The organism is Klebsiella sp. Q2, assembly GCF_009900705.1.
GTDB lineage: Bacteria > Pseudomonadota > Gammaproteobacteria > Enterobacterales > Enterobacteriaceae > Klebsiella > Klebsiella quasipneumoniae.
On sequence record NZ_JAAABE010000003.1, the window covers coordinates 544,522 to 568,262 of the forward strand.

The window sequence follows — 23,741 nt, forward strand, 5'->3', positions numbered from 1 at the left end:
GTAAGAGAGTTGTTACCCCGTGGATTACTTGCCCCTTTTTGCCGAACTGAAACAAAGGCCCGTACTGGTGATCGGCGGCGGTGAGATTGCCGAACGCAAGATCAAGTTCCTGCTGCGAGCCCAGGCGCAGGTGCAGGTGGTCGCCGGGACGTTGTCTCCGGCGCTGGCCGATCTGGCGGCGCGCCAGGCGCTTAGCTGGCGGGCGACGGAATTTAGCGACGCTCTGGTGGACGATGTCTTTCTGGTGATTGCCGCCACGGAGGACGAGGCGCTTAACCAGCGGGTGTTTGCGGCGGCTAACGCGCGCTACCGACTGGTCAACGTAGTGGATAACCAGGCGCTGTGCTCGTTTGTTTTCCCTTCTATCGTCGACCGTTCGCCGCTGCTGGTGGCGATCTCCTCCAGCGGGAAAGCGCCGGTGCTGTCGCGCATTCTGCGCGAAAAAATCGAAGCGCTACTGCCGACGAACCTCGGGCGTCTGGCGGAATCGGCGAGCTACTGGCGCAACCATCTGAAAACCCGTCTGACGACCACCGAAGCGCGTCGCCGCTTTTGGGAGCGGGTCTTTACCGGTCGCTTCGCCAGCCTGATGGTGGCGGGCAACGCTGCGGAGGCGGAAAAGGCGCTGCAGGATGAGCTGGATAAGCCCGAACGCGAAACGGGTGAAATTATTCTGGTAGGGGCCGGACCGGGCGATGCCGGGCTGCTGACCCTGCGTGGCTTGCAGGCGATCCAGCAGGCGGACGTGGTTTTCCACGATCATCTGGTGACCCAGCCGGTTCTCGAGCTGGTGCGCCGCGATGCCGAGCTGGTTTGCGTCGGCAAACGCGCCGGCGAGCACTCGGTGCCGCAGCATGAAACCAATCAGCTGCTGGTGGAGGCGGCGAAGGCGGGGAAAACCGTCGTGCGCCTGAAAGGCGGCGATCCGTTTATTTTTGGCCGCGGCGCTGAAGAGCTGCAGGCCGCCGCCGCTGCGGGCATCCCGTTCCAGGTGGTGCCAGGCGTCACTGCCGCCGCCGGCGCGACGGCCTACGCCGGTATTCCTCTGACCCATCGCGATTATGCGCAAAGCGCCGTCTTTGTCACCGGGCACTATAAGCCGGACAGCGCCCCCTTCGACTGGGCGCTGTTGGCGAAGAGCCAACAGACGCTGGCGATTTACATGGGCACCATGAAGGCGGCGGAAATCAGCGCCCAGCTGATTGCCCACGGTCGCGACAGCAATACGCCGGTAGCGGTGATATCCCGTGGTACCCGCGACGATCAGCAGACGATAACCGGCACATTGCAACAACTCGAACACCTGGCGAAAGACGCCCCGATGCCCGCCCTGCTGGTGGTCGGCGAAGTGGTGCAGCTGCATCAGCAGCTCGCCTGGTTTCAACATACATCATCCGCCGAGGGGTTTAACTCTTCGGTGGTCAATCTGGCTTAAGGAACGGTTATGGACCAAAAACGACTCACTCACCTGCGGCAACTGGAGGCGGAAAGCATCCATATTATTCGTGAGGTGGCCGCCGAATTTTCTAACCCGGTGATGATGTACTCCATCGGGAAAGATTCCAGCGTAATGCTGCATCTGGCGCGCAAAGCGTTTTATCCGGGAACCCTGCCGTTCCCGCTGCTGCACGTCGATACCGGCTGGAAATTCCGTGAGATGTATGAGTTCCGCGACCGTACCGCCAAAGCCTATGGCTGCGAGCTGCTGGTGCATAAAAACCCGGAAGGGGTGGCGATGGGCATTAACCCGTTCGTCCACGGCAGCGCCAAGCATACCGATATCATGAAAACCGAAGGGCTGAAGCAGGCGCTGAACAAATACGGCTTTGACGCCGCATTCGGCGGCGCGCGCCGTGATGAAGAGAAATCCCGCGCCAAAGAGCGCATCTACTCCTTCCGCGACCGCTTCCACCGCTGGGACCCGAAAAACCAGCGTCCGGAGCTGTGGCACAACTACAACGGCCAGATTAACAAAGGCGAAAGCATCCGCGTCTTCCCGCTCTCCAACTGGACCGAGCTGGATATCTGGCAGTACATCTATCTGGAAAACATCGAAATCGTGCCGCTGTATCTGGCCGCTGAGCGCCCGGTGCTGGAGCGCGACGGCATGCTGATGATGATCGATGACGACCGTATCGATCTGCAGCCGGGCGAAGTGATTGAAAAGCGGATGGTGCGTTTCCGTACCCTCGGCTGCTGGCCGCTGACCGGCGCAGTGGAGTCTGAAGCGCAAACGCTGCCGGAAATTATTGAAGAGATGCTGGTATCCACCACCAGCGAACGTCAGGGGCGCGTCATTGACCGCGACCAGGCCGGCTCGATGGAGCTGAAGAAACGTCAGGGGTATTTCTAAGGAGCCGCCATGAACACGACCATTGCCCAACAAATTGCTAATGAAGGCGGCGTAGAAGCTTATCTGCACGCGCAACAGCACAAGAGCCTGCTGCGTTTTCTGACCTGCGGCAGCGTCGATGACGGTAAAAGCACCCTGATTGGCCGTCTGCTGCACGATACCCGCCAGATCTATGAAGATCAGCTCTCTTCGCTGCATAACGACAGCAAGCGCCACGGCACCCAGGGCGAAAAACTGGACCTGGCGCTGCTGGTGGATGGCCTGCAGGCCGAGCGTGAGCAGGGCATCACCATCGACGTGGCCTATCGCTATTTCTCCACCGAGAAGCGCAAATTTATCATCGCTGACACCCCGGGGCACGAGCAGTACACCCGCAATATGGCCACCGGCGCGTCCACCTGCGATCTGGCGATCCTGCTGATCGACGCGCGCAAAGGCGTGCTGGATCAGACCCGCCGTCACAGCTTTATCTCCACCCTGCTGGGCATTAAACACCTGGTGGTGGCGGTCAACAAAATGGATCTCGTCGAGTTTAGCGAAGCGCGCTTCAACGAGATCCGTGAAGCTTACCTGACCTTTGCCGAGCAGCTGCCGGGCAACCTCGATATCCGCTTTGTACCGCTGTCGGCGCTGGAGGGCGATAACGTCGCCAGCCAGAGCGCGAACATGCCGTGGTACAGCGGCCCGACCCTGCTGGAAGTCCTCGAAACCGTGGAGATCCAACGGGTAGTAGAGAGCCAGCCGCTGCGCTTCCCGGTGCAGTATGTTAACCGTCCGAACCTCGATTTCCGCGGCTTCTCCGGTACGGTCGCCTCCGGCACCGTGCAGGTCGGCCAGCGCCTGAAGGTGCTGCCGTCGGGCGTCGAATCGAGCGTAGCGCGGATCGTCACCTTCGACGGCGATCTGCAGGAAGCCGCCGCCGGGGAAGCCATTACCATTGTGCTGAAAGATGAAATCGACATCAGCCGCGGCGACCTGCTGGTTGACGCGCAAGCCACGCTGCCGGCGGTGCAAAGCGCCAGCATCGACGTGGTGTGGATGGCCGAGCAGACGTTGACCCCGGGGCAGAGCTACGACATCAAAATCGCCGGTAAGAAGACCCGCGCCCGCGTGGACGCTATCCGTTACCAGGTGGATATTAACAACCTGACCCAGCGTGAAGTCGAGTCTCTGCCGCTGAACGGCATCGGGCTGGTGGAGCTGACCTTTGACGAACCTTTAGTGCTGGATCCGTATCAGCAAAACCCGGTGACCGGCGGGCTTATCTTTATCGATCGTCTGACCAACGTCACCGTCGGTGCCGGGATGGTCAACGAGCCGCACCTGCAGGCGTTGACGTCGGCATCGCAGTACAGCGCTTTCGAGCTGGAACTGAACCAGCTGATCCGCAAACACTTCCCGCACTGGGATGCCCGCGACCTGCTGGGAGGCAAATAATGGCCCAGCATGACGAAAACGTCGTCTGGCATGCCCACCCTGTGACCCAGCAGCAGCGGGAACAGCATCACGGCCATCGCGGCGTGGTGCTGTGGTTTACCGGCCTTTCGGGGTCGGGTAAATCCACCGTCGCCGGGGCGCTGGAGGAAGCCTTGCATGAGCGCGGCGTCAGCACCTATCTGCTGGACGGCGATAACGTGCGTCATGGCCTGTGCAGCGACCTGGGATTCAGCGATGAGGATCGCAAAGAGAACATTCGCCGCGTCGGTGAAGTGGCCAGGCTGATGGTCGATGCCGGGCTGGTTGTATTGACGGCATTTATATCTCCGCACCGCGCGGAGCGACAGATGGTGCGCGAGCGCCTGGGGGAGGGACGCTTTATCGAAGTGTTCGTCGATACCCCGCTGGCCATTTGCGAGGCGCGGGATCCGAAAGGATTGTATAAGAAGGCGCGGGCAGGGGAATTACGCAATTTTACCGGCATAGACTCGGTCTATGAGGCACCGGAAAAGGCGGAAATTCATCTGGATGGTGAACAATTGGTAACAAATTTGGTGCACCAACTATTAGACCTGCTGCAACAGAGCGATATTATCAGATCCTGAAACGGCAGCGGCATCGAGGGGTGCCGGTTGCCCGGTCTACAGGATTCGATATGCGCAATACCCAGAACCTCAGTATTATTCGTTCAGAACCGCCTCCGGCGACCGGCGACGAGACCACCTGGTCTTTGTCGGGCGCTGCCGTGGGCTTTATTTCATGGCTGCTGGCGCTGGGTATTCCCTTCCTTCTCTATGGCAGTAATACACTTTTCTTCCTCCTCTACACCTGGCCATTCTTCCTTGCGTTGATGCCAGTGGCGGTGGTAGTCGGTATTGCGCTGCACTCTCTGCTCAATGGCAAACTGCTCTATAGCGCCAGCGCGACCATCCTGACCGTCGGGCTGATGTTTGCGCTACTCTTCCTCTGGCTGTTGGGATAACCCGTTTCTGGTATGAATCAAGCATGGGTATCAGCGGCAAAAATATGGTACAGTCCCCGCGTTACGCGGCATCGTCCGCGCGCCCCGGTAGCGTACCCGGGCGAGTTTTGGGATGATGATGCCGTTTTTCAGGGGGCAGGATGGGTAAACTAACGCTGCTATTATTAGCTTTGCTGGTCTGGCTACAGTATTCGCTGTGGTTCGGTAAAAACGGCCTGCATGACTACACGCGGGTTAACGACGACGTCACCGCCCAGCAGGCGACTAACGCCAAATTAAAAGCACGCAACGATCAGCTGTTTGCCGAAATTGACGACCTCAACGGCGGTCAGGAAGCGATCGAGGAGCGTGCGCGCAATGAACTCAGCATGACCCGCCCGGGCGAAACCTTCTATCGTCTGGTACCGGATGCGTCTAAACGCAACCAGGCATCGGGGCAACAGCAGAACAATCGATAACCAGGCCCAGGATTACGACATGGCAGCCACTTTTCCGGGCATTTGCGCCGTGGTGCCGGCAGCCGGTTTTGGCCGCCGCATGCAAACGGAATGCCCGAAACAATATCTCTCAATCGGTAACAAAACGATTCTCGAACACGCGGTCGCCGCGCTGCTGGCGGATCCGCGCGTCCAGCGCGTGGTGATTGCCGTCAGCCCCGGCGATCGGCGCTTCAGCCAGCTGCCGCTGGCCCAGCACCCGCAAATTACCGTCGTGGATGGCGGCGCCGAGCGCGCCGATTCGGTACTCGCCGGCCTGCAGGCGTTACCGGAAGCGCAGTGGGTGCTGGTGCATGACGCCGCGCGCCCCTGCCTGCATCAGGATGACCTCAGCCGCCTGCTGGCACTCTGTGAAACCAGCCGCGTCGGCGGGATCCTCGCGGCCCCGGTGCGCGACACCATGAAGCGCGCCGAGCCGGGCAAAACCGCCGTCGCCCATACCGTCGATCGTAATGACCTGTGGCACGCGCTCACCCCGCAATTTTTCCCTCGCGAGCTGCTGGTGGATTGCCTCACCCGGGCGCTGAACGAGGGGGCCACCATCACCGATGAAGCCTCGGCGCTGGAGTATTGCGGCTTCCATCCGCAGCTGGTCGCCGGACGCGCTGATAATATTAAAGTGACGCGCCCGGAAGATCTGGCGCTGGCGGAATTTTACCTCACCCGTTCCCGACACCAGGAGAAAGCTTAATGCGAATTGGACATGGTTTTGACGTACACGCTTTTGGCGGTGAAGGCCCAATCATCATTGGCGGGGTACGCATTCCTTATGAAAAAGGGCTGCTGGCCCACTCCGACGGCGACGTCGCGCTGCATGCGCTGACCGACGCGCTGCTGGGCGCTGCGGCGCTCGGCGATATTGGCAAGCTGTTCCCGGATACCGATCCGGCGTTTAAAGGCGCCGACAGCCGCGAACTGCTGCGCGAAGCGTGGCGCCGCATTCAGGCCAAAGGCTATACGCTCGGCAACGTCGACGTCACCATTATCGCCCAGGCACCGAAAATGCTGCCGCATATCCCGCAAATGCGTGTCTTTATCGCTGAAGATCTCGGCTGCCATATGGACGACGTCAACGTGAAAGCGACCACCACCGAGAAGCTGGGCTTCACCGGCCGCGGGGAAGGGATCGCCTGCGAAGCGGTCGCGCTGCTGCGTAAGGCCGACAAATGATCGCCTTTGACCAACTGACCTGGCTGCACGGCAAGCCGCAGAGCAGCGGGCTGCTGAAAGCCAATCCGGAAGATTTTCTGGTAGTGGAAGACCTGGGCTTTGCCCCGGACGGCGAAGGCGAGCACGTGCTGGTGCGGATCCTTAAAAACGGCTGCAATACGCGCTTTGTCGCCGACGCGCTGGCGAAATTCCTCAAAATCCATGCCCGTGAAGTGAGCTTCGCCGGGCAAAAAGATAAGCACGCCGTCACCGAGCAGTGGCTGTGCGCTCGGGTGCCCGGCAAAGAGATGCCGGATCTGAGTAAATTTCAGCTTGAGGGCTGCCAGGTACTGGAATATGCCCGCCATAAGCGTAAGCTGCGATTAGGCGCGCTGAAGGGCAACCAGTTTACCCTGATCCTGCGCGAGATTAGCGATCGCCAGGAGGTGGAGACGCGTCTGCAGGCCATCGCTGAACGGGGCGTGCCAAACTATTTCGGCGCTCAGCGCTTCGGCATTGGCGGCAGTAACCTGCAGGGCGCGCTGCGCTGGGCGGAGAGCGGCGCGCCGGTGCGCGATCGCAATAAGCGCAGTTTTTGGTTGTCGGCGGCCCGCAGTGCGTTGTTTAATCAGCAAGTCAGTATTAGATTAAAAAAAACGGAATTTAATCAGGTTGTTGATGGCGATGCGCTACAATTAGCGGGGCGTGGGAGCTGGTTTGTCGTCACACCGGAAGAACTCGAGGTTTCGCAGGCGCGGGTGCACAACCGCGAACTGATGATCACGGCTGCGCTACCGGGCAGCGGCGACTGGGGAAGCCAGCGCGACGCCCTGGCCGCCGAGCAGGCCGCCATCGCCGAGGAAACCTCGCTGCAGACACTGTTGGTGCGGGAGAAAGTCGAGGCGGCGCGCCGGGCGATGCTCCTCTATCCGCAGCAGTTGAGCTGGAACTGGTGGGATGATGTAACCGTTGAACTGCGTTTCTGGCTGCCGGCGGGCAGCTTCGCCACCAGCGTGGTCAGGGAGCTTATCAATACAACGGGTGACTATGCGAATATTGCTGAGTAACGATGACGGGATCCATGCGCCGGGGATACAGACCCTGGCGAAGGCCTTAAGGGAGTTTGCCGAGGTCCAGGTGGTTGCACCCGATCGTAACCGCAGCGGGGCTTCGAATTCGCTGACGCTGGAATCGTCATTGCGCACCTTTACCTATGAAAATGGCGATATCGCCGTCCAGATGGGGACGCCGACGGACTGCGTCTATCTTGGCGTGAACGCGCTGATGCGCCCGCGCCCGGACATCGTCGTTTCCGGCATCAACGCCGGACCCAACCTGGGCGATGACGTCATTTACTCCGGCACCGTGGCGGCGGCGATGGAAGGCCGCCATCTGGGGTTCCCCGCGCTGGCCGTGTCGCTCAATGGCTATCAACACTACGACACCGCCGCGGCGGTGACCTGTACTCTCCTGCGCGGACTCAGCCGTGAACCGCTGCGCACCGGGCGGATCCTCAACGTCAATGTCCCGGACCTGCCCCTTGATCAGATCAAAGGCATCCGCGTGACCCGCTGCGGCAACCGCCATCCTGCCGACCAGGTGATTCCGCAAAAGGATCCGCGCGGCAATACCCTGTACTGGATAGGCCCCCCGGGCGATAAGCGCGACGCCGGGCCGGGCACCGATTTTGCGGCAGTGGATGAAGGCTATGTTTCCGTTACGCCATTGCACGTCGATTTAACCGCCCATCAGGCGCATGAGGTGGTCACCGATTGGCTGGAACGTGTCGGGGTTGACAGGCAATGGTAAGTAAACGTGTTGAAAGTTTGTTGAATCAACTGCGCACGCAGGGCATCGTCGATGAACGTGTCCTCGAGGCGATCGCGCGCGTCCCGCGCGAAAAGTTTGTTGATGAAGCCTTTGAACATAAAGCGTGGGAAAACACCGCGCTGCCGATTGGCCAGGGGCAAACCATCTCCCAGCCGTACATGGTGGCGCGGATGACCGAGCTGCTGACGTTGACGCCGGAGTCGCGGGTGCTGGAGATCGGCACCGGTTCCGGTTACCAGACGGCCATCCTGGCGCATCTGGTGCATCACGTTTGCTCGGTAGAGCGAATTAAGAGTTTACAGTGGCAGGCGCGTCGTCGCCTGAAACAACTTGATTTACATAATGTTTCAACCCGTCATGGCGATGGGTGGCAAGGTTGGCAGGCGCGGGCGCCGTTTGATGCCATTATTGTGACGGCGGCGCCGCCGGAAATACCGACCGCGCTGCTGGCGCAGCTGGATGACGACGGCGTGCTGGTACTGCCGGTTGGCGAGGAGCATCAGTTTCTCAAACGGATCCGTCGCCGGGGCAACGAATTTATCATTGATACCGTCGAGGCCGTTCGCTTTGTTCCCCTGGTGAAAGGGGAGCTGGCCTGAGACCCGGATTATTCCAGGTTTTTTTTGCCTGACTTTAGGCGTAGGGTGGACACATTTTTCAGTGTCCTGGCCGGGCGTCGCCCGGTAAGCAAGATATTGGCAGTTAACATATTCCTGGGGGATAAATGAGCGCGGGAAGCACCAAATTTACCGTCAGCCGTATTGCGGCTCTTTCACTGGTTTCACTCTGGCTGGCCGGATGTACCAACACCAATAATCCGCCTGCGCCGGTCAGCTCTGCCGGCGGTGCCGCCTCTTCCAGCACCAACTCCGGCATGTTGATTACGCCGCCATCCTCCGGCGTCAAGTCTGCTCCTCAGGCGCAGCCGATCCAGCCGGTACAGACCCAGACCATTCAGCCGCAGCCAATGGCGCAGGAGCCGGTGCAGACGGTGAATGGCAAGATCGTTTATAACCGCAAATATGGCGATATTCCGAAAGGTAGCTATACCGGCGGCAGTACCTATACGGTCAAACGCGGCGACACGCTGTTCTATATCGCCTGGGTCACCGGCAACGATTTCCGTGACCTGGCGCAACGCAACAATGTCCCGGCCCCGTACGCCCTGAACGTCGGCCAGGTGCTGCAGGTCGGCAACGCTTCAGGCCAGCCGATCACCGGTGAAAATGCCGTTTCTCAGGCCAGCGCAAGGGCGAGCGGCGGTGCGACGGCCACCACAACTTCTGCACAAAAATCGACCGCGGTGGTTGCTTCACAACCGACTATTACGTATTCTGAATCCTCAGGTGAACAAAGTGCTACCAAGATGTTGCCTAATAATAAACCAGCGACCACGACCTCGACGGTCGTCGCGCCGGTGACGGCACCAACAACGGTGAGCACAACCCAGCCGACTGCAAGCAGTACGTCAACCAGTTCGCCGATCTCATCATGGCGCTGGCCGACTGATGGCAAAGTTATCGAGAACTTTAGTGGCGCGGAAGGCGGCAATAAAGGTATCGACATTGCAGGCAGTAAGGGACAGGCTATTGTCGCGACCGCCGATGGGCGCGTCGTCTATGCCGGTAACGCACTGCGCGGCTACGGTAATCTTATTATCATCAAACACAACGATGATTACCTGAGTGCCTACGCTCATAACGATACCATGCTGGTTCGGGAGCAACAGGAAGTCAAAGCGGGGCAGAAAATCGCTACCATGGGTAGCACCGGAACCAGCTCAACAAGATTACATTTTGAAATTCGTTACAAGGGGAAATCCGTCAACCCGCTGCAGTACTTACCGCAGCGATAATTTGGCAAAGTACGGATAAGCGAAGCATTAGCTAACAGGCGCCAGGGCGGTGTCTATGCGCCTCTCGCAGAGAGGAGTAGGGGAAATCGTCCTGGCGTCTTTTGTTGATGCGCCGTGGAAGGTGCTTTGCTCAGGGATCACGGGTAGGAGCCACCTTTATGAGTCAGAATACGCTGAAAGTTCATGATTTAAATGAAGACGCGGAATTTGATGAGAACGGAATTGAGGTTTTCGACGAGAAGGCCTTAGTAGAAGAGGAACCCAGTGATAGCGATCTGGCTGAGGAAGAGCTGCTGTCGCAAGGCGCAACGCAACGCGTGCTTGACGCCACTCAGCTTTATCTTGGAGAGATTGGTTATTCCCCACTGCTGACCGCGGAAGAGGAAGTCTATTTCGCGCGTCGCGCACTGCGTGGTGATGTCGCTTCACGCCGTCGCATGATTGAAAGCAACCTGCGTCTGGTGGTGAAGATTGCCCGTCGTTACAGCAATCGTGGTCTGGCGCTGCTGGATCTGATTGAAGAAGGTAACCTCGGCCTGATCCGTGCCGTTGAGAAGTTTGACCCGGAACGTGGGTTCCGTTTTTCGACCTATGCGACCTGGTGGATCCGCCAGACCATTGAACGGGCGATCATGAACCAAACCCGTACGATCCGTTTGCCGATCCACATTGTCAAAGAGCTGAACGTCTATCTGCGTACCGCGCGCGAGTTGTCCCATAAGCTGGACCACGAGCCGAGCGCGGAAGAGATTGCCGAACAGCTGGACAAACCGGTCGATGACGTCAGCCGTATGCTGCGTCTGAACGAGCGCATCACCTCGGTGGATACCCCGCTGGGTGGCGATTCAGAAAAAGCGCTGCTGGATATTCTGGCCGATGAGAAAGAGAACGGCCCGGAAGACACCACGCAGGACGATGATATGAAACAAAGCATCGTTAAATGGCTGTTCGAACTGAACGCCAAGCAGCGTGAGGTTCTGGCGCGTCGTTTCGGTCTGCTGGGTTATGAAGCCGCCACCCTGGAAGATGTGGGCCGTGAAATTGGCCTCACCCGCGAGCGTGTGCGTCAGATCCAGGTGGAAGGTCTGCGTCGTTTGCGGGAAATTCTGCAGGGGCAAGGACTGAATATCGAAGCGCTCTTCCGCGAATAAGATCTTTTCTCTCAAAAAGGCCCCCTCGAAAGTCGGGGCCTTTTTCTTTGCGCTAGCCGCGGCGGGTTTCCTGCAGATGGCGCCAGACAATTTTCCCTTCCACTTGCTGAAAAATCGCCGTCGACCAGCGTACGTTCTCACTGCCATCCGCCAGCGTTTGGCGTTCACGGTATAGCACGGCGGCGCCGTCGTGCCACTCGCTGATGATTTTCGTCTGATCCACCACGATGTGTAATCCCGGACGGCTTGCGCCCGCCTGGTGGAAAAAACGGCTCACCGTCGGGTAGTCCATCTTCTCGCCGCTCAGAGGGATCATAGTGAATTCGGCGGCAAAACGGCTCATCAGCGCCTCAGCGCTCCCTTCCCCCTGGCTTAACCAGCGTTCGATAAGGACATGGGCGTCGAGGACTTCCTGCAGATACGGGTTCATGACTTCTCCAGAGTGGTGTGCAGGCGATGGATAATCGCCCGATTATTCAGCCGCAGGCAACACAGCAGCGGCAACAGGGTTATGGCGGCGGCGCAGCTAAACGCGCCTTGCCAGGCGTAGGCCGGCGGGAATATCCTCAGCAGCAGAGCGAGCAGCGCGCTGCCGGCAAAGAAGCTGAGCTGGCGGTTAAGGTTCCACAGCGCGCTGGCGTCAGGCATCTCTTCGCCAGGCGTATGCAGGAAAGCGCTGCTTTGCGCGGTGCTGCTGCATAAGCTACCTCCGCCGCCCATCAGCGTAAAGGCCAGAATCAACAGCGCCAGCGGGCTGTGCGCATCGACCTGCAGCAGCAGCAGGATCCCTGCCGCCTGAAGCAGGCAGCCGACTATCACCAGAGGCCGCGGTCCGAAGCGGTTGAAATACCTGCCGGTAAAGGTGATGGCGACAAACGAGGCCAGCGACCAGGGCACCATCAGGGCGCCAATGGCCCCCGGCGCCATCCCGGTGACGCGTTGCAGGTAGAACATTCCCACGACGTTGACGCCAATAAACATTCCCGGTACGCAGAGATAAATAAGCATGGCGAAGCGCAGGAGAGGATCGGCCAGCAACGACAGCGGGAGCAAGCGGGCCGGCCGGACAGGGGCGGAGATGTCGTTCAGCCATCGCGCCGCCAGCATAAAGGTAAGCAGGGCGACAGGCAGGCTGGCGAAAAAGACCCAGCGCCAGCTGAAGGCCTGGACTAGCAGACCGCCGATCGCCGGCGAGCAGGCGGGCGCCAGCAGGCCGACCAGCATCACCGCCGCCGATAGCTTCGCCCGCTCCTGCGGCTGAAACAGCGGCCAGGTCAGCGCCTGACCGAGGGGGATTAGCAGCCCGCCGCCCATCCCCTGCAACGTCCGCCAGAAAATCAGCGCACCCAGGCTGTGGGCCAGCCCTGATGCCAGCGCGCCGAGGCTGAACAGCCCCAGCGAGAGTAAAAACAGCCGTTTTGGTCCACAGCGCTGGCTGAGCCAGGCGCTGAACGGCACGACGACCGTCAGGCCAAGAATATAGGCATTGCTGACCCACGCCAGCTGCGAGACGGATACCGCCAGCGCGTGGCTGATAGCCGGGAAGGCGATGCTGGCGATAAACATATTGATTAAGTCGAGAAAAAAGCCGAACAGAAAAACGGTGGCAACGCGGTGGCGATAGGTCATGATTCACTCCCTCAGACAGGCGGCTACTGTAAACCCGGCGCCACGGGGGATAAACGGGGTGAATCGGGATATACTGTCTGAATATTTTTGACAATCATCCGGACGACGATGCTAAACCTTCAGCGCGTGACCATGTTTATCGCCGTGGTGGACGCCGGCAGCTTCACCCAGGCCGCCGCGGCGCTGGGGCAGACCAAAGCGGTGGTCAGCTTTAACGTAAGGCAACTGGAAAATGAGCTGGGGGTGACCCTGCTGCTGCGCTCGACGCGACGTCTGCGGCTCACTGACGCCGGGGCGCTGTTCTATCAGCGTGGGGTGGCGCTGCTGAAAGCGGCGGAAAATCTGCAGGATGAGGTTCGGGCCAGCCATAGCGGTTTAAGCGGAGAGCTGCGGATCACCACCACGCCGGAGTATGGCGCACAGGTTATCATCCCGGCGCTGGCGGCGTTTTCCCGTCATCATCCGGCGTTACGGGTGCGGCACGTCTCGTCCTCCCATCATGCGGATCTTATCTCCGAACGATTTGACGTGGCGATACGCCTCGGCACGTTGGCCGATTCCCGCTACCGGGCGACGCGGATTGCCAGTTTTGCGATCCTGCCCGTCGCCTCACCGGCCTGGCTGGCGAGCCATCCGCTGCAGACGCTGTCCGATCTGGCGCAAGCTGACTGGATTATTCACGAGCGTCTGCCGGCGCCGCTGCGCTGGCAGCTGCGAACGGATGAACAGGCAGAGGTGGATTTTACGATAGTCAACGCGCCACGGTTTTCAGCCGACAGCGCCACGGCGCTGATGAGCTTTGCTCTGGCCGGATGCGGCGTCGCTTTGCTGCCTGCCTGGCTGGTGGCCGGGAAACTGGCGCAGCGGGAGCTGGTGGCTGTCCTGCCGGAATACTATTTCCCGCCGCAGGGCGTTTATGCCCTTTTTCCCGATGCGCAGCATATGCCGACCCGGGTGCGGGCGTTTATCGACTTTCTGCGTGAGCAGCTCGACTAGGCGCTTGCTCAGGGAACCATCATCTTACGCACCAGCCGGGAGAACTGCTCGCGTTCATCATCGCTCAAGCGGCCGAGAAACTCGTCATCGACCTCATTGCCTTGCGGAATGGAACGGTTAAGCAGCGCCTCGCCTTCGTCGGTCAGAAAGACAAAACGGCGGCGTTTATCGGCCGGATCGTGCTCCCGGCGCACCAGGCCGCGCGCTTCCATCCGGCTGAGCATCTCCGCCAGCGTGGCCTTAGTACTGACCGCCGCTTCAATCAGCACCACCTGTTCGATCCCCGGCTGCTCGGCAACCGAGCGCATCACCGCATACTGAGGCTTAGTCAGGTCCGGTAACGCCTGCTGCCAGCGGGCGGTATGTTGTTGAAAAAGCTGGCGCAGCAGGTGGAATGCTTCGTTTCGTAACTCCATGAATACTCCGTAACAAAACTGTCACCTCTATGATAGCTGTTCGTACGCCTTTTTATACCTTTTCCCTGTGTGATTAAAAATGCGCACGTATACGAACGATCTTGTTATTTGAATCAGGAGGGGGTAATTTAAACATAAAGTTCGTGTACGAACAAAGTGAATGAGGTGTGAAATGAAACTGATTATTGGGATGACGGGGGCCACCGGGGCTCCGCTTGGGGTGGCATTGCTGCAGGCGCTGCGCGATATGCCGGAGGTGGAAACCCATCTGGTGATGTCGAAATGGGCCAAAACCACCATCGAGCTGGAAACGCCGTGGACGGCACGGGAAGTGGCCGCGCTGGCGGACTTTTCCCACAGCCCGGCCGACCAGGCCGCCACCATCTCATCAGGTTCATTTCGCACCGACGGCATGATCGTTATTCCCTGCAGTATGAAGACGCTGGCGGGCATTCGCGCGGGCTATGCCGAAGGGCTGGTGGGCCGCGCGGCGGACGTGGTGCTTAAAGAGGGGCGCAAGCTGGTGCTGGTCCCGCGGGAAATGCCGCTCAGCACGATCCATCTGGAGAACATGCTGGCGCTGTCCCGGATGGGCGTGGCGATGGTGCCGCCGATGCCGGCTTACTACAACCACCCGGAAACGGTTGACGATATCACCAACCATATTGTGACCCGGGTGTTGGATCAGTTTGGCCTCGACTACCACAAGGCGCGCCGCTGGAACGGCTTGCGTACGGCAGAACAATTTGCACAGGAGATCGAATAATGGCTTTTGATGATTTGCGCAGCTTTTTGCAGGCGCTGGATGACCAGGGACAACTGCTGAAAATCAGTGAAGAGGTGAACGCTGAGCCAGACCTGGCGGCGGCGGCCAATGCCACCGGACGCATCGGCGACGGCGCCCCGGCGCTGTGGTTCGATAATATTCGCGGCTTTACCGACGCCCGGGTGACGATGAACACCATCGGCTCGTGGCAGAACCATGCCATCTCGCTGGGCCTGCCGCCCAACACGCCGGTGAAAAAGCAGATTGATGAATTCATCCGCCGTTGGGATAACTTCCCGGTGACGCCAGAGCGCCGCGCCAACCCGGCATGGGCGGAAAACACCGTGGATGGCGACGATATCAACCTGTTCGATATTCTGCCGCTGTTCCGCCTCAACGATGGCGACGGTGGCTTCTACCTCGACAAAGCCTGTGTCGTTTCGCGCGATCCGCTTGACCCTGACAACTTCGGTAAGCAAAACGTCGGTATCTACCGTATGGAAGTGAAAGGCAAGCGCAAGCTCGGCCTGCAGCCGGTGCCGATGCACGATATCGCCCTGCATCTGCATAAGGCGGAAGAGCGCGGGGAAGACCTGCCGATCGCCATTACCCTCGGTAACGACCCGATTATCACCCTGATGGGCGCCACGCCGCTGAAATACGATCAGTCAGAATATGAAATGGCCGGCGCGCTGCGCGAGAGCCCGTATCCCATCGCCACCGCGCCGCTGACCGGCTTTGACGTGCCCTGGGGTTCGGAAGTGATCCTCGAAGGGGTGATTGAAGGCCGCAAGCGTGAGATAGAGGGGCCGTTCGGTGAGTTTACCGGCCACTACTCCGGCGGTCGTAACATGACGGTAGTGCGCATCGACAAAGTCTCGTATCGCAGCAAACCGATTTTTGAATCGCTCTATCTCGGTATGCCATGGACCGAAATCGACTATCTGATGGGCCCGGCCACCTGCGTGCCGCTGTATCAGCAGCTGAAGGCAGAGTTTCCGGAAGTGCAGGCGGTCAACGCCATGTACACCCACGGTCTGCTGGCGATCATCTCCACCAAAAAACGCTACGGCGGCTTTGCCCGCGCGGTGGGACTGCGGGCGATGACCACTCCCCACGGCCTCGGCTATGTGAAGATGGTGATTATGGTTGATGAAGACGTCGACCCGTTCAACCTGCCGCAGGTGATGTGGGCGCTCTCCTCTAAGGTTAACCCGGCGGGAGACCTGGTGCAGTTGCCGAACATGTCGGTCCTTGAACTTGATCCAGGCTCCAGCCCGGCGGGCATCACCGACAAACTCATTATCGACGCCACCACCCCGGTTGCGCCGGACCTGCGCGGCCACTACAGCCAGCCGGTGCAGGATCTGCCGGAAACCAAAGCCTGGGCTGAAAAACTGACCGCCATGCTGGCCAACCGTAAATAAGGAGAAGAAGATGATTTGTCCACGTTGCGCCGATGAAAAGATTGAAGTCATGGCAAAATCACCGGTGAAAGGGGTCTGGACTGTGTATCAGTGCCAGCACTGCCTTTATACCTGGCGGGATACCGAGCCGCTGCGCCGCACCAGCCGCGAGCACTATCCGGAAGCGTTCCGGATGACGCAGAAAGATATTGATGAGGCGCCGCAGGTGCCGCACGTACCGCCGCTATTGCCGGAAGATAAGCGTTAATGAAAAGGGCCCGCTAAGGGCCTATTTCATTTGGGCTATTTTACCGGCCATATTAAAACTGGGCAGTGCGCAAACTGCCTGCGACAAATACGCCGACTGGGATAATCTCTCAGTCGGTTTTTTTATATTTCGCAGAATGATAAAAGTTATTATATTCATTAAATCCAGAAATGGTGTAAAGGGATAATAGCGTGGGATGACTTTGCGAGCCTGCTTCCAGATTATTATAAAATCCGTCTGATTAATTCCTTGCAGATAAATTTCACGCCCTGACGAGTATAGAATAGCGGCGGGTGCTTGAGGCTGTCTGGCCTTGAGCATTACCAGGACCCCAGACAGACGAAAGCCCCAGGAGATATTTCTATCAACTGAGGCTAGCGAATGAACATCGACAATTCAGATGTTAGTCTCTTCTTTGCAGGGAGGCAAGATATGCTGACAAAATATGCCCTTGTGGCAATCATCGTACTCTGTATTACGGTACTGGGATTTACGCTGTTGGCGCACAGCTCGCTATGCGAGCTGAGTATTAAAGAGCGTAGTATTGAGTTTAAAGCTGTTCTCGCTTACGAATCGAAGAAGTAGCATCCGCGCGGGGGCAACCCCGCGTATTGGTTGTCAGGACGCATCCTCTTGCACCCATTTTTAGTTTGTTAAAACGGCAGCGCGGAGCGGCGCTGCCGTTTTTGACCTTAATAGGGCGATTGGGGTGCTAGACCAGACTTTTCAGACGATAAATCCACTCCAGCGCCTGACGCGGGGTCAGGGAGTCCGGATCAAGATTCTCCAGCGCCTCAACCGCAGGCGAGGTCTCTTCCGGGGCGGCGAGCAGCGACATCTGCGTGCCGTCGACCTGGGTCGCCGCCGCGTTGGGCGAAATACTCTCCAGCTCGCGCAGTTTCTGCCGCGCGCGCTTGATCACCTCTTTCGGCACCCCGGCCAGCGCGGCGACCGCCAGGCCGTAGCTCTTGCTGGCCGCGCCATCCTGCACGCTGTGCATAAAGGCGATGGTATCGCCATGCTCCAGCGCGTCGAGATGGACGTTGGCAACGCCTTCCATTTTCTCCGGCAGCTGGGTGAGCTCGAAGTAGTGGGTGGCGAACAGCGTCAGCGCCTTGATTTTGTTGGCCAGATTTTCCGCACAGGCCCATGCCAGCGACAGACCGTCGTAGGTGGACGTGCCGCGGCCAATCTCATCCATCAGCACCAGGCTGTGTTCGGTGGCGTTGTGCAGAATATTGGCGGTTTCGGTCATCTCCACCATAAAGGTCGAGCGGCCGCTGGCCAGGTCATCCGCCGCGCCGACGCGGGTAAAGATGCGATCGATGGGGCCTATCTCCACCTTCTGCGCCGGGACGTAGCTGCCGATATAGGCCAGCAGCGCAATCAGCGCGGTCTGGCGCATATAGGTACTTTTACCGCCCATGTTCGGCCCGGTGATGATCAGCATCCGCCGCTGCGGCGCCAGCTGCAGCGGGTTGGCGATAAACGGCTCTTTCAGCACCTGCTCGACCACCGGATGGCGGCCTTCGCTGATGCGAATGCCCGGCTTATCGCTAAAGGTCGGGCAGCAGTAGTTCAGGGTTTCCGCGCGTTCCGCCAGGTTGACCAGCACGTCCAGCTCGGCCAGCGCGCTGGCGCTCGCCTGCAGGTCGGCAAGATGCGGCAGCAGCAGGTCGAACAGTTCGTCATAAAGCTGTTTTTCCAGCGCCAGCGCCTTGCCCTTGGAGGTCAGCACCTTATCTTCGTATTCCTTCAGTTCAGGAATAATGTAGCGTTCGGCGTTTTTCAGCGTCTGGCGACGCACGTAGTGGATCGGCGCCAGGTGGCTCTGGCCGCGGCTGATCTGGATGTAGTAGCCGTGGACGGCGTTGTAGCCGACCTTCAGGGTATCGAGGCCCAGCCGCTCGCGCTCGCGGATCTCAAGCTTATCGAGATAATCAGTGGCGCCATCGGCCAGCGCCCGCCACTCGTCCAGCTCTTCGCTGTAGCCCGGGGCGATAACCCCGCCGTCGCGGACCAGCACCGGCGGCGCGTCGATCACCGCGCGCTCCAGCAGTTCGCGCAGTTCGCTAAACTCGCCCATTTTCTCGCGCAATTTTTGCACCGGCTGACTGTCAACGTCAGCCAGCTGCTCGCGCAGCAGAGGCAACTGCTGCAGGGCATGACGCATACGGGCTAAATCGCGTGGTCGGGCGGTACGCAGCGCCAGACGCGCCAGAATACGTTCCAGATCGCCGACCTGGCGCAGCACCGGCTGCAGCTCGGTATAGCGCTCCTGCAGCGCGCCGATGGTCTGCTGGCGCTCCACCAGCACGGCGGTATCGCGGACCGGCATATGTAGCCAGCGCTTGAGCATCCGGCTGCCCATCGGCGTCACCGTGCAGTCGAGCACCGAGGCCAGCGTGTTATCGGTGCCGCCGGCGAGATTCTGGGTGATCTCCAGATTACGGCGGGTGGCGGCATCCATAATGATGCTGTCCTGCTGGCGCTCCATGGTGATGGAGCGAATATGCGGTAGCGAGGTGCGCTGGGTGTCTTTGACATACTGCAGCAGGCAGCCGGCGGCGCACAGGCCGCGGGGGGCGTTTTCCACGCCGAAGCCAACCAGATCGCGGGTGCCGAACTGCAGGTTAAGCTGCTGGCGCGCGGTGTCGATTTCAAATTCCCACAGCGGGCGACGGCGCAGACCGCGGCGGCCTTCGATCAGCGACGATTCGGCAAAATCTTCCGCATACAGCAGCTCCGCTGGATTAGTGCGCTGCAGCTCTGCCGCCATGGTTTCGCGGTCGGCCGGTTCGCTCAGGCGGAAGCGGCCGGAGCTGATGTCCAGCGTCGCGTAGCCAAAGCCTTTGCTGTCCTGCCAGATGGCGGCCAGCAGGTTGTCCTGGCGCTCCTGCAGCAGCGCTTCATCGCTGATGGTGCCCGGCGTGACGATACGCACCACTTTACGCTCGACCGGCCCTTTGGTGGTGGCCGGGTCGCCTATCTGCTCGCAAATGGCTACCGACTCGCCCTGATTAACCAGTTTCGCAAGATAGTTTTCCACCGCGTGGTGGGGGATGCCGGCCATGGGAATGGGTTCGCCCGCGGAGGCGCCGCGCTTGGTCAGCGAGATATCGAGCAGCTGCGACGCGCGTTTCGCATCGTCATAAAACAGCTCGTAAAAATCCCCCATCCGGTAAAACAGCAGAATGTCAGGATGTTGCGCCTTCAGCTTGAGATACTGCTGCATCATTGGGGTGTGGGCGTCGAGATTGTCAATTGTGCTCATGGGGTGTTATCCAGATCCCTGATTTGAAATGGCTGCGATTTTGTTGTTTTCGTCGTTATCACATGGATGAGACATGATAACGGAGATGGGCTGGCGAGGGAAACTGACGAACGCGCGCGGCGCGATCCGGATTCCGGTTGCGCCGCGCGGGGGTTACGGCGCCAGATAGACCTGGGGGGCCGCGTTGTCCGGATGCTGGCCGAGGCGGACATCCGCCCCGTACCAGCGATGGATAACTGGCTGCTGGATCACCTCCTGCGGCGTGCCCTGGGCGACCAGATGGCCCTGGTGAAGCAGCAGGATGCGGTCGGCCCACAGGGCGGCGAGGTTAAGGTCATGCAGCACCACGCACACGTGCAGTTGCCCGCCGGCGGTGAGCCGTTTGAGCAAGCGCAGCAGATGCTGTTGATAGTAAAGGTCCAGCGCCGAGGTGGGTTCATCAAGAAACAGCCAGCCCTGCGGCGCGCCGTCGCGCCACAGCTGCGCCAGACAGCGGGCGAGCTGTACCCGCTGCTGCTCGCCACCGGAGAGGCCGGGATAGCGGCGGCCGGCAAGTTCATCGCAGCCGGTGACGGCCATTACCGCCGCCAGCACCGCCGGGTCCGCGGTCGGACCCCACGGCGAGCGCCCCATGGCGATGACCGTTTCCACCGTCCAGTCAGCCTGCAGGGCCGTGCGCTGAAGCATGACCGCCCGCCGGCGCGCCAGCGCCTCGGGTGACCATTCCTCCAGCGGCGTGCCCGCCAGATGGCGAGTGCCGCTATCCGGAGTCAGGTACCCGGTAAGCAGCCGCAGCAGCGTGGATTTGCCTGCGCCGTTCGGTCCGATAAGCGCCGTCATCTCGCCGCCGCGCAGCGCGACGGAGACGTTGTCGATAATCTGTCGTTTACCAAGGCGAAGTGACAGACCCTGGGCGCAGTATGCATTAGCCATGTCTGGAGTTCTCCCGACGAAAGACCAGCCACAGAAACCAGGGGGCGCCCAGCAGGCTGGTGAGCAGACCGACCGGCATCTCCGCTGGCGCCGCTACGGTGCGGGCCAGGGTATCGGCCAGCAGAAGCAGGATGGCGCCGGCCAGCAGCGAGCCGGGGATCAGCCCGCGATGATCCGGCCCCAGCCACAGGCGCATCAGGTGCGGCACCACCAGGCCGATAAAGCCGATGACTCCGCTGATGGCCACCGCCGCGGCCACCAGCACCGCGCTGCACAGCAGCAGCAGATTCAGATGGGAGGCCATCCACCACACCTCCAGCGCCGCCGGGATGATCAGGGTCGTAGCCACCAGCAGGGTCGGCCACTCGGCCTGGCCCAGGCTGCCCATGCCCCACAGCGACAGCTGGCGCAGCTGGGCGTCGTTGCTCAGCCAGGCCAGCACGCCGACCAGCGCCCCGCACAGCGCGTTGATGGCGATCCCTACCAGCAGCAGGCGCGACAGCGAACCCTCCTCCGCCCGGCTGAGGATAAAAATCACCACCATCACTGCCAGGCTACCAATAAACGCCGCCAGCATCGGCATATACAGGGCGATCAGCCCCGATGCGGAAAGCGGGAGCACCAGCCAGCAGGCAACCGCCAGCGCGGCGCCGCTGCTGATGCCCAGCAGGCCCGGGTCGGCAAGCGGGTTGCGAAACAGCCCCTGCATCACGCAGCCGGAGAGGGCCAGCGCCGCGCCCACCAGCAGGGCCAGCAGCACCCGCGGCAGACGGATGGTCAGCCAGATGTGGCGCAGCATCTCATCCCCGGCGGGCAGCAGGCTGGCCAGCGGCAAACGCATCGCGCCAAGGGTGGTGGCGAACAGCGTCAGCGAAACCAGCAGTAGCGTCATCATCAGCAAACGGCGGGTGAGGGCAGGGCGCATCAGGGCAGTTGCTCCGCTTTTTCACGCAGCGCGATAATTGCCTGCGGGGTGCGCGGCCCAAAGCCGAGCAGGGCCATGTCGTCGATCGTCAGCAGCTGTTTATGGCGACCCGCCGGGGTCTGCGCCAGGCCGGGCAGGCTCCACAGCCCGGTTTCGCCGCCCATCCCTTTGAGACCATCGGCGGAGATCACCACCAGATCCGCCTGGCTGGCGGCCACTCCCTCCTGCGACATCGCCCGATAGTGGTCGAAGCCCTGCATCGCGTTCTGCAGACCGGCGGCGCGAATGGCGCCATCGGCCGCGGTGTGTTGCCCGGCCACCAGGGTATTCATTCCGCCGTGGCTGAGAATAAACAGCACCCGCCTGGCAATCGGCTGCGTTGGAATGGCGGCGATCTGCTGCTGAAGCTGCTGGCGCAGCGCGTCGCCTGCCGGGGTTTTGCCTAATGCTTCGGCAATGACGGCCACTTTTTTATCGATCGCGGCCAGGTTTTCGCCGCCAGGCACGTTAACCACCTTCACGCCGCTCGCCTGCACCTTGTGTAAGACCAGCGAGGGCTGCGCCTGGGCGCTCGCTAACACCAGCTGCGGACGTAATGCGAGGATCCCCTCAGCGTTCAGCTGCCGCAGGTAGCCGACATCCGGCAGTTTTTGCGCCGCCGGGGGCCAGCTGCTGGTGCTGTCCCGGGCGACCAGGCTCTGTTGCGCGCCAAGGGCATAGACGATCTCAGTGACATCTCCGCCGAGGGTGACGAGCCGCTCCACAGCGGCGTGGCTCAGCAGCGGGAAGGCGATGAGAAGCAGTAACCAGCGCATCATGCGGGCAGTCCTTCGCGGGTCAGACGATCCACCTGCTGGCGCCATTGCGCCTGCTCGGGGTGGCCCTCGCTGCGCTGGCCATAGAGCTGGGCAATCTGGGTGCCGTCTTTGGCGAACAGCTCGACGCTGGTGACGTGTCCGTCTGAGGTCGGCTTACGGGTCACCCACACTTCATCGATGCTCTCTTCGCGCAGATGGAGGGTAAAGGTGGGATTGAAGATATTCAGCCAGCCGCGCATCGGCGCCAGCTTTTCCAGGGCACCGGTGAAAATCTGCACGCAGCCGCGATTGCCGACGAAGATCATGATTTCATTGCCCTCCTGGCGCACCGTCTCCAGTAACGCTGGCAGCGCATGGCGATCAACGCGGCAGGCGAGGTCGTCGCTCACCAGACGGAAGGCCTGCTGGCGGGAAAGCTGATATTTACGCAGCAGACCGAAGAACTGGTGTACGTCGGTCATCGCGCGCCAGTCGTTCTCCAGCGCGGCTCCATCGGTGCTCTCGGCATATTTCACCGGCTCCAGCGGGCGCAGGGTCAGCGGTGCCGGGGCCGCCACCCGATACTCCGCGATCAGGGTGTCCCAGGCCGCCATGTCGGTCTGCGTGGTCGCATAGACTTTCAGCAGGGCGTCACCGTGGTGGTCGAAAAACTGAATGCTCTGGCGACCGTTATCGTTCAGATGGAAGGCGCTGGCCCACTGGCTGAGGAACAGACGCAGGTCGAGCGCGCGCGGGTTGAGCACCAGCCCGGCGTGGCCGCTGAGGTGCTGGTGCGTGAACTGGCCGACCTGCTCATGCACGGCATACTCGTTGCGGCAGATGCATTTGGTTTCACCGACGCGCTCCAGGGCGGCAATCAGCGCCCGGGCGTCATCGCTCAGGCGTACGGCATCATGGCCGAGGCGGGCGGCGGTCAGTTCGGCTTCGCTGATCCCCATTTCCGCGGCGATATCGCGGGCATATTTCGCGGCGCTGGCCGCTTTGGTGGCCTGGTAGCGCTGCCACAAATCGGGGTGGGCATTGGGCATAATTATATCCTTCTCGATGATCAATATC

General features: G+C 60.5%; 27 protein-coding genes. 18 read left to right on the forward strand and 9 right to left on the reverse strand.

The features are described 5' to 3' along the window. Positions 1-28: 28 nt before the first annotated feature. From cysG to GT756_RS14415, 11 genes are all read left to right on the forward strand, one after another. On the forward strand, positions 29-1,435 hold the full coding sequence (cysG, locus tag GT756_RS14365) for a siroheme synthase CysG (RefSeq protein ID WP_072096587.1): 1,407 nt from the start codon (positions 29-31) through the stop codon (positions 1,433-1,435). A 9-nt stretch (positions 1,436-1,444) separates the two neighbouring features. Next, on the forward strand, positions 1,445-2,353 hold the full coding sequence (cysD, locus tag GT756_RS14370) for a sulfate adenylyltransferase subunit CysD (RefSeq protein ID WP_002915160.1): 909 nt from the start codon (positions 1,445-1,447) through the stop codon (positions 2,351-2,353). Positions 2,354-2,362: 9 nt separating this feature from the next. Further along, on the forward strand, positions 2,363-3,790 hold the full coding sequence (cysN, locus tag GT756_RS14375) for a sulfate adenylyltransferase subunit CysN (protein ID WP_049004708.1): 1,428 nt from the start codon (positions 2,363-2,365) through the stop codon (positions 3,788-3,790). Next, positions 3,790-4,395, forward strand: a complete 606-nt coding sequence (gene cysC / locus GT756_RS14380) for an adenylyl-sulfate kinase (protein ID WP_002915158.1) — start codon at positions 3,790-3,792, stop codon at positions 4,393-4,395. The genes cysN and cysC overlap by 1 nt, the downstream gene beginning before the upstream one ends. A 50-nt stretch (positions 4,396-4,445) precedes the next feature. Further along, positions 4,446-4,772 (forward strand): DUF3561 family protein, encoded by a 327-nt coding sequence (locus GT756_RS14385; RefSeq protein WP_004205590.1) that lies wholly within the window; start codon positions 4,446-4,448, stop codon positions 4,770-4,772. Between the two features lie 140 nt (positions 4,773-4,912). After that, on the forward strand, positions 4,913-5,230 hold the full coding sequence (gene ftsB / locus GT756_RS14390; RefSeq protein WP_002915156.1) for a cell division protein FtsB: 318 nt from the start codon (positions 4,913-4,915) through the stop codon (positions 5,228-5,230). A 19-nt stretch (positions 5,231-5,249) separates the two neighbouring features. Next, the gene (ispD, locus tag GT756_RS14395) at positions 5,250-5,960 is read left to right on the forward strand and encodes a 2-C-methyl-D-erythritol 4-phosphate cytidylyltransferase (protein WP_017899180.1); all 711 of its coding nucleotides are present in this window, start codon (positions 5,250-5,252) and stop codon (positions 5,958-5,960) included. Beyond that, the gene (ispF, locus tag GT756_RS14400) at positions 5,960-6,439 is read left to right on the forward strand and encodes a 2-C-methyl-D-erythritol 2,4-cyclodiphosphate synthase (protein ID WP_004181093.1); all 480 of its coding nucleotides are present in this window, start codon (positions 5,960-5,962) and stop codon (positions 6,437-6,439) included. The genes ispD and ispF overlap by 1 nt, the downstream gene beginning before the upstream one ends. Continuing rightward, the gene (gene truD / locus GT756_RS14405; protein ID WP_004205599.1) at positions 6,436-7,485 is read left to right on the forward strand and encodes a tRNA pseudouridine(13) synthase TruD; all 1,050 of its coding nucleotides are present in this window, start codon (positions 6,436-6,438) and stop codon (positions 7,483-7,485) included. Before ispF ends, truD begins: the two co-directional genes overlap by 4 nt. Next, positions 7,466-8,227 carry a 5'/3'-nucleotidase SurE gene (surE, locus tag GT756_RS14410; RefSeq protein WP_004205600.1) on the forward strand — a complete coding sequence of 254 codons (762 nt, stop codon included), beginning with the start codon at positions 7,466-7,468 and terminating at the stop codon, positions 8,225-8,227. The genes truD and surE overlap by 20 nt, the downstream gene beginning before the upstream one ends. Next, positions 8,221-8,847 carry a protein-L-isoaspartate(D-aspartate) O-methyltransferase gene (locus tag GT756_RS14415; RefSeq protein ID WP_004205602.1) on the forward strand — a complete coding sequence of 209 codons (627 nt, stop codon included), beginning with the start codon at positions 8,221-8,223 and terminating at the stop codon, positions 8,845-8,847. Before surE ends, GT756_RS14415 begins: the two co-directional genes overlap by 7 nt. A 103-nt stretch (positions 8,848-8,950) precedes the next feature. Here GT756_RS14415 and GT756_RS26230 read toward each other — a convergent pair whose 3' ends face one another. Further along, positions 8,951-9,082, reverse strand: a complete 132-nt coding sequence (locus tag GT756_RS26230) for a peptidase (RefSeq protein WP_224052236.1) — start codon at positions 9,080-9,082, stop codon at positions 8,951-8,953. Here GT756_RS26230 and nlpD point away from each other — a divergent pair. After that, complete coding sequence (gene nlpD, locus GT756_RS14420) at positions 9,024-10,103, forward strand: murein hydrolase activator NlpD (protein WP_224052234.1); 1,080 nt, start codon at positions 9,024-9,026, stop codon at positions 10,101-10,103. The two genes, GT756_RS26230 and nlpD, sit on opposite strands and share 59 nt — an antisense overlap. Positions 10,104-10,261: 158 nt before the next feature. After that, positions 10,262-11,254 carry an RNA polymerase sigma factor RpoS gene (rpoS, locus tag GT756_RS14425; RefSeq protein WP_002915106.1) on the forward strand — a complete coding sequence of 331 codons (993 nt, stop codon included), beginning with the start codon at positions 10,262-10,264 and terminating at the stop codon, positions 11,252-11,254. 52 nt (positions 11,255-11,306) lie between these two features. On the opposite strand, the gene GT756_RS14430 is transcribed toward rpoS, so the two are convergent. Next, entirely contained in the window at positions 11,307-11,684 is a 378-nt protein-coding gene (locus GT756_RS14430) for a hypothetical protein (protein WP_004205607.1), read from the reverse strand. Further along, positions 11,681-12,883: an MFS transporter gene (locus tag GT756_RS14435; RefSeq protein WP_160124858.1), complete on the reverse strand. Its 1,203-nt coding sequence runs from the start codon at positions 12,881-12,883 to the stop codon at positions 11,681-11,683. The genes GT756_RS14430 and GT756_RS14435 overlap by 4 nt, the downstream gene beginning before the upstream one ends. Before the next feature lie 108 nt (positions 12,884-12,991). On the opposite strand from GT756_RS14435, the gene GT756_RS14440 reads away from it, so the two are divergent. Continuing rightward, positions 12,992-13,879: a LysR family transcriptional regulator gene (locus GT756_RS14440; protein ID WP_043520747.1), complete on the forward strand. Its 888-nt coding sequence runs from the start codon at positions 12,992-12,994 to the stop codon at positions 13,877-13,879. A gap of 8 nt (positions 13,880-13,887) precedes the next feature. Here GT756_RS14440 and GT756_RS14445 read toward each other — a convergent pair whose 3' ends face one another. Next, positions 13,888-14,295, reverse strand: a complete 408-nt coding sequence (locus GT756_RS14445; protein ID WP_004205611.1) for a MarR family winged helix-turn-helix transcriptional regulator — start codon at positions 14,293-14,295, stop codon at positions 13,888-13,890. Positions 14,296-14,467: 172 nt separating this feature from the next. Between GT756_RS14445 and GT756_RS14450 the strand changes: the two genes are divergently transcribed. The 4 genes from GT756_RS14450 (at position 14,468) to GT756_RS14465 (ending at position 17,320) form a co-directional block, all read left to right on the forward strand. Continuing rightward, a complete protein-coding gene (locus tag GT756_RS14450; RefSeq protein ID WP_002915099.1) occupies positions 14,468-15,061 on the forward strand; it encodes a non-oxidative hydroxyarylic acid decarboxylases subunit B in 594 nt (197 codons plus the stop codon). Beyond that, positions 15,061-16,488, forward strand: coding sequence for a non-oxidative hydroxyarylic acid decarboxylases subunit C (locus GT756_RS14455; protein WP_004205612.1), 1,428 nt, complete (start codon positions 15,061-15,063; stop codon positions 16,486-16,488). The genes GT756_RS14450 and GT756_RS14455 overlap by 1 nt, the downstream gene beginning before the upstream one ends. 10 nt (positions 16,489-16,498) lie before the next feature. Then, the gene (locus GT756_RS14460) at positions 16,499-16,735 is read left to right on the forward strand and encodes a non-oxidative hydroxyarylic acid decarboxylases subunit D (protein WP_004205613.1); all 237 of its coding nucleotides are present in this window, start codon (positions 16,499-16,501) and stop codon (positions 16,733-16,735) included. A gap of 432 nt (positions 16,736-17,167) precedes the next feature. Continuing rightward, positions 17,168-17,320, forward strand: a complete 153-nt coding sequence (locus tag GT756_RS14465; RefSeq protein WP_100050854.1) for a Hok/Gef family protein — start codon at positions 17,168-17,170, stop codon at positions 17,318-17,320. A 127-nt stretch (positions 17,321-17,447) separates the two neighbouring features. Here the strand turns inward: GT756_RS14465 and mutS are convergent, their stop codons facing one another. From mutS to GT756_RS14490, 5 genes are all read right to left on the reverse strand, one after another. Continuing rightward, positions 17,448-20,009, reverse strand: coding sequence for a DNA mismatch repair protein MutS (gene mutS / locus GT756_RS14470; protein ID WP_023290813.1), 2,562 nt, complete (start codon positions 20,007-20,009; stop codon positions 17,448-17,450). Positions 20,010-20,162: 153 nt separating this feature from the next. Next, positions 20,163-20,942, reverse strand: a complete 780-nt coding sequence (locus GT756_RS14475; protein WP_160124859.1) for a heme ABC transporter ATP-binding protein — start codon at positions 20,940-20,942, stop codon at positions 20,163-20,165. Further along, positions 20,935-21,867 carry an iron ABC transporter permease gene (locus GT756_RS14480; protein ID WP_160124860.1) on the reverse strand — a complete coding sequence of 311 codons (933 nt, stop codon included), beginning with the start codon at positions 21,865-21,867 and terminating at the stop codon, positions 20,935-20,937. The genes GT756_RS14475 and GT756_RS14480 overlap by 8 nt, the downstream gene beginning before the upstream one ends. After that, a complete protein-coding gene (locus tag GT756_RS14485; protein WP_080936008.1) occupies positions 21,867-22,685 on the reverse strand; it encodes a hemin ABC transporter substrate-binding protein in 819 nt (272 codons plus the stop codon). Before GT756_RS14485 ends, GT756_RS14480 begins: the two co-directional genes overlap by 1 nt. Next, positions 22,682-23,713, reverse strand: coding sequence for a hemin-degrading factor (locus GT756_RS14490; protein ID WP_160124861.1), 1,032 nt, complete (start codon positions 23,711-23,713; stop codon positions 22,682-22,684). The genes GT756_RS14485 and GT756_RS14490 overlap by 4 nt, the downstream gene beginning before the upstream one ends. Between the last annotated feature and the right edge of the window lie 28 nt (positions 23,714-23,741).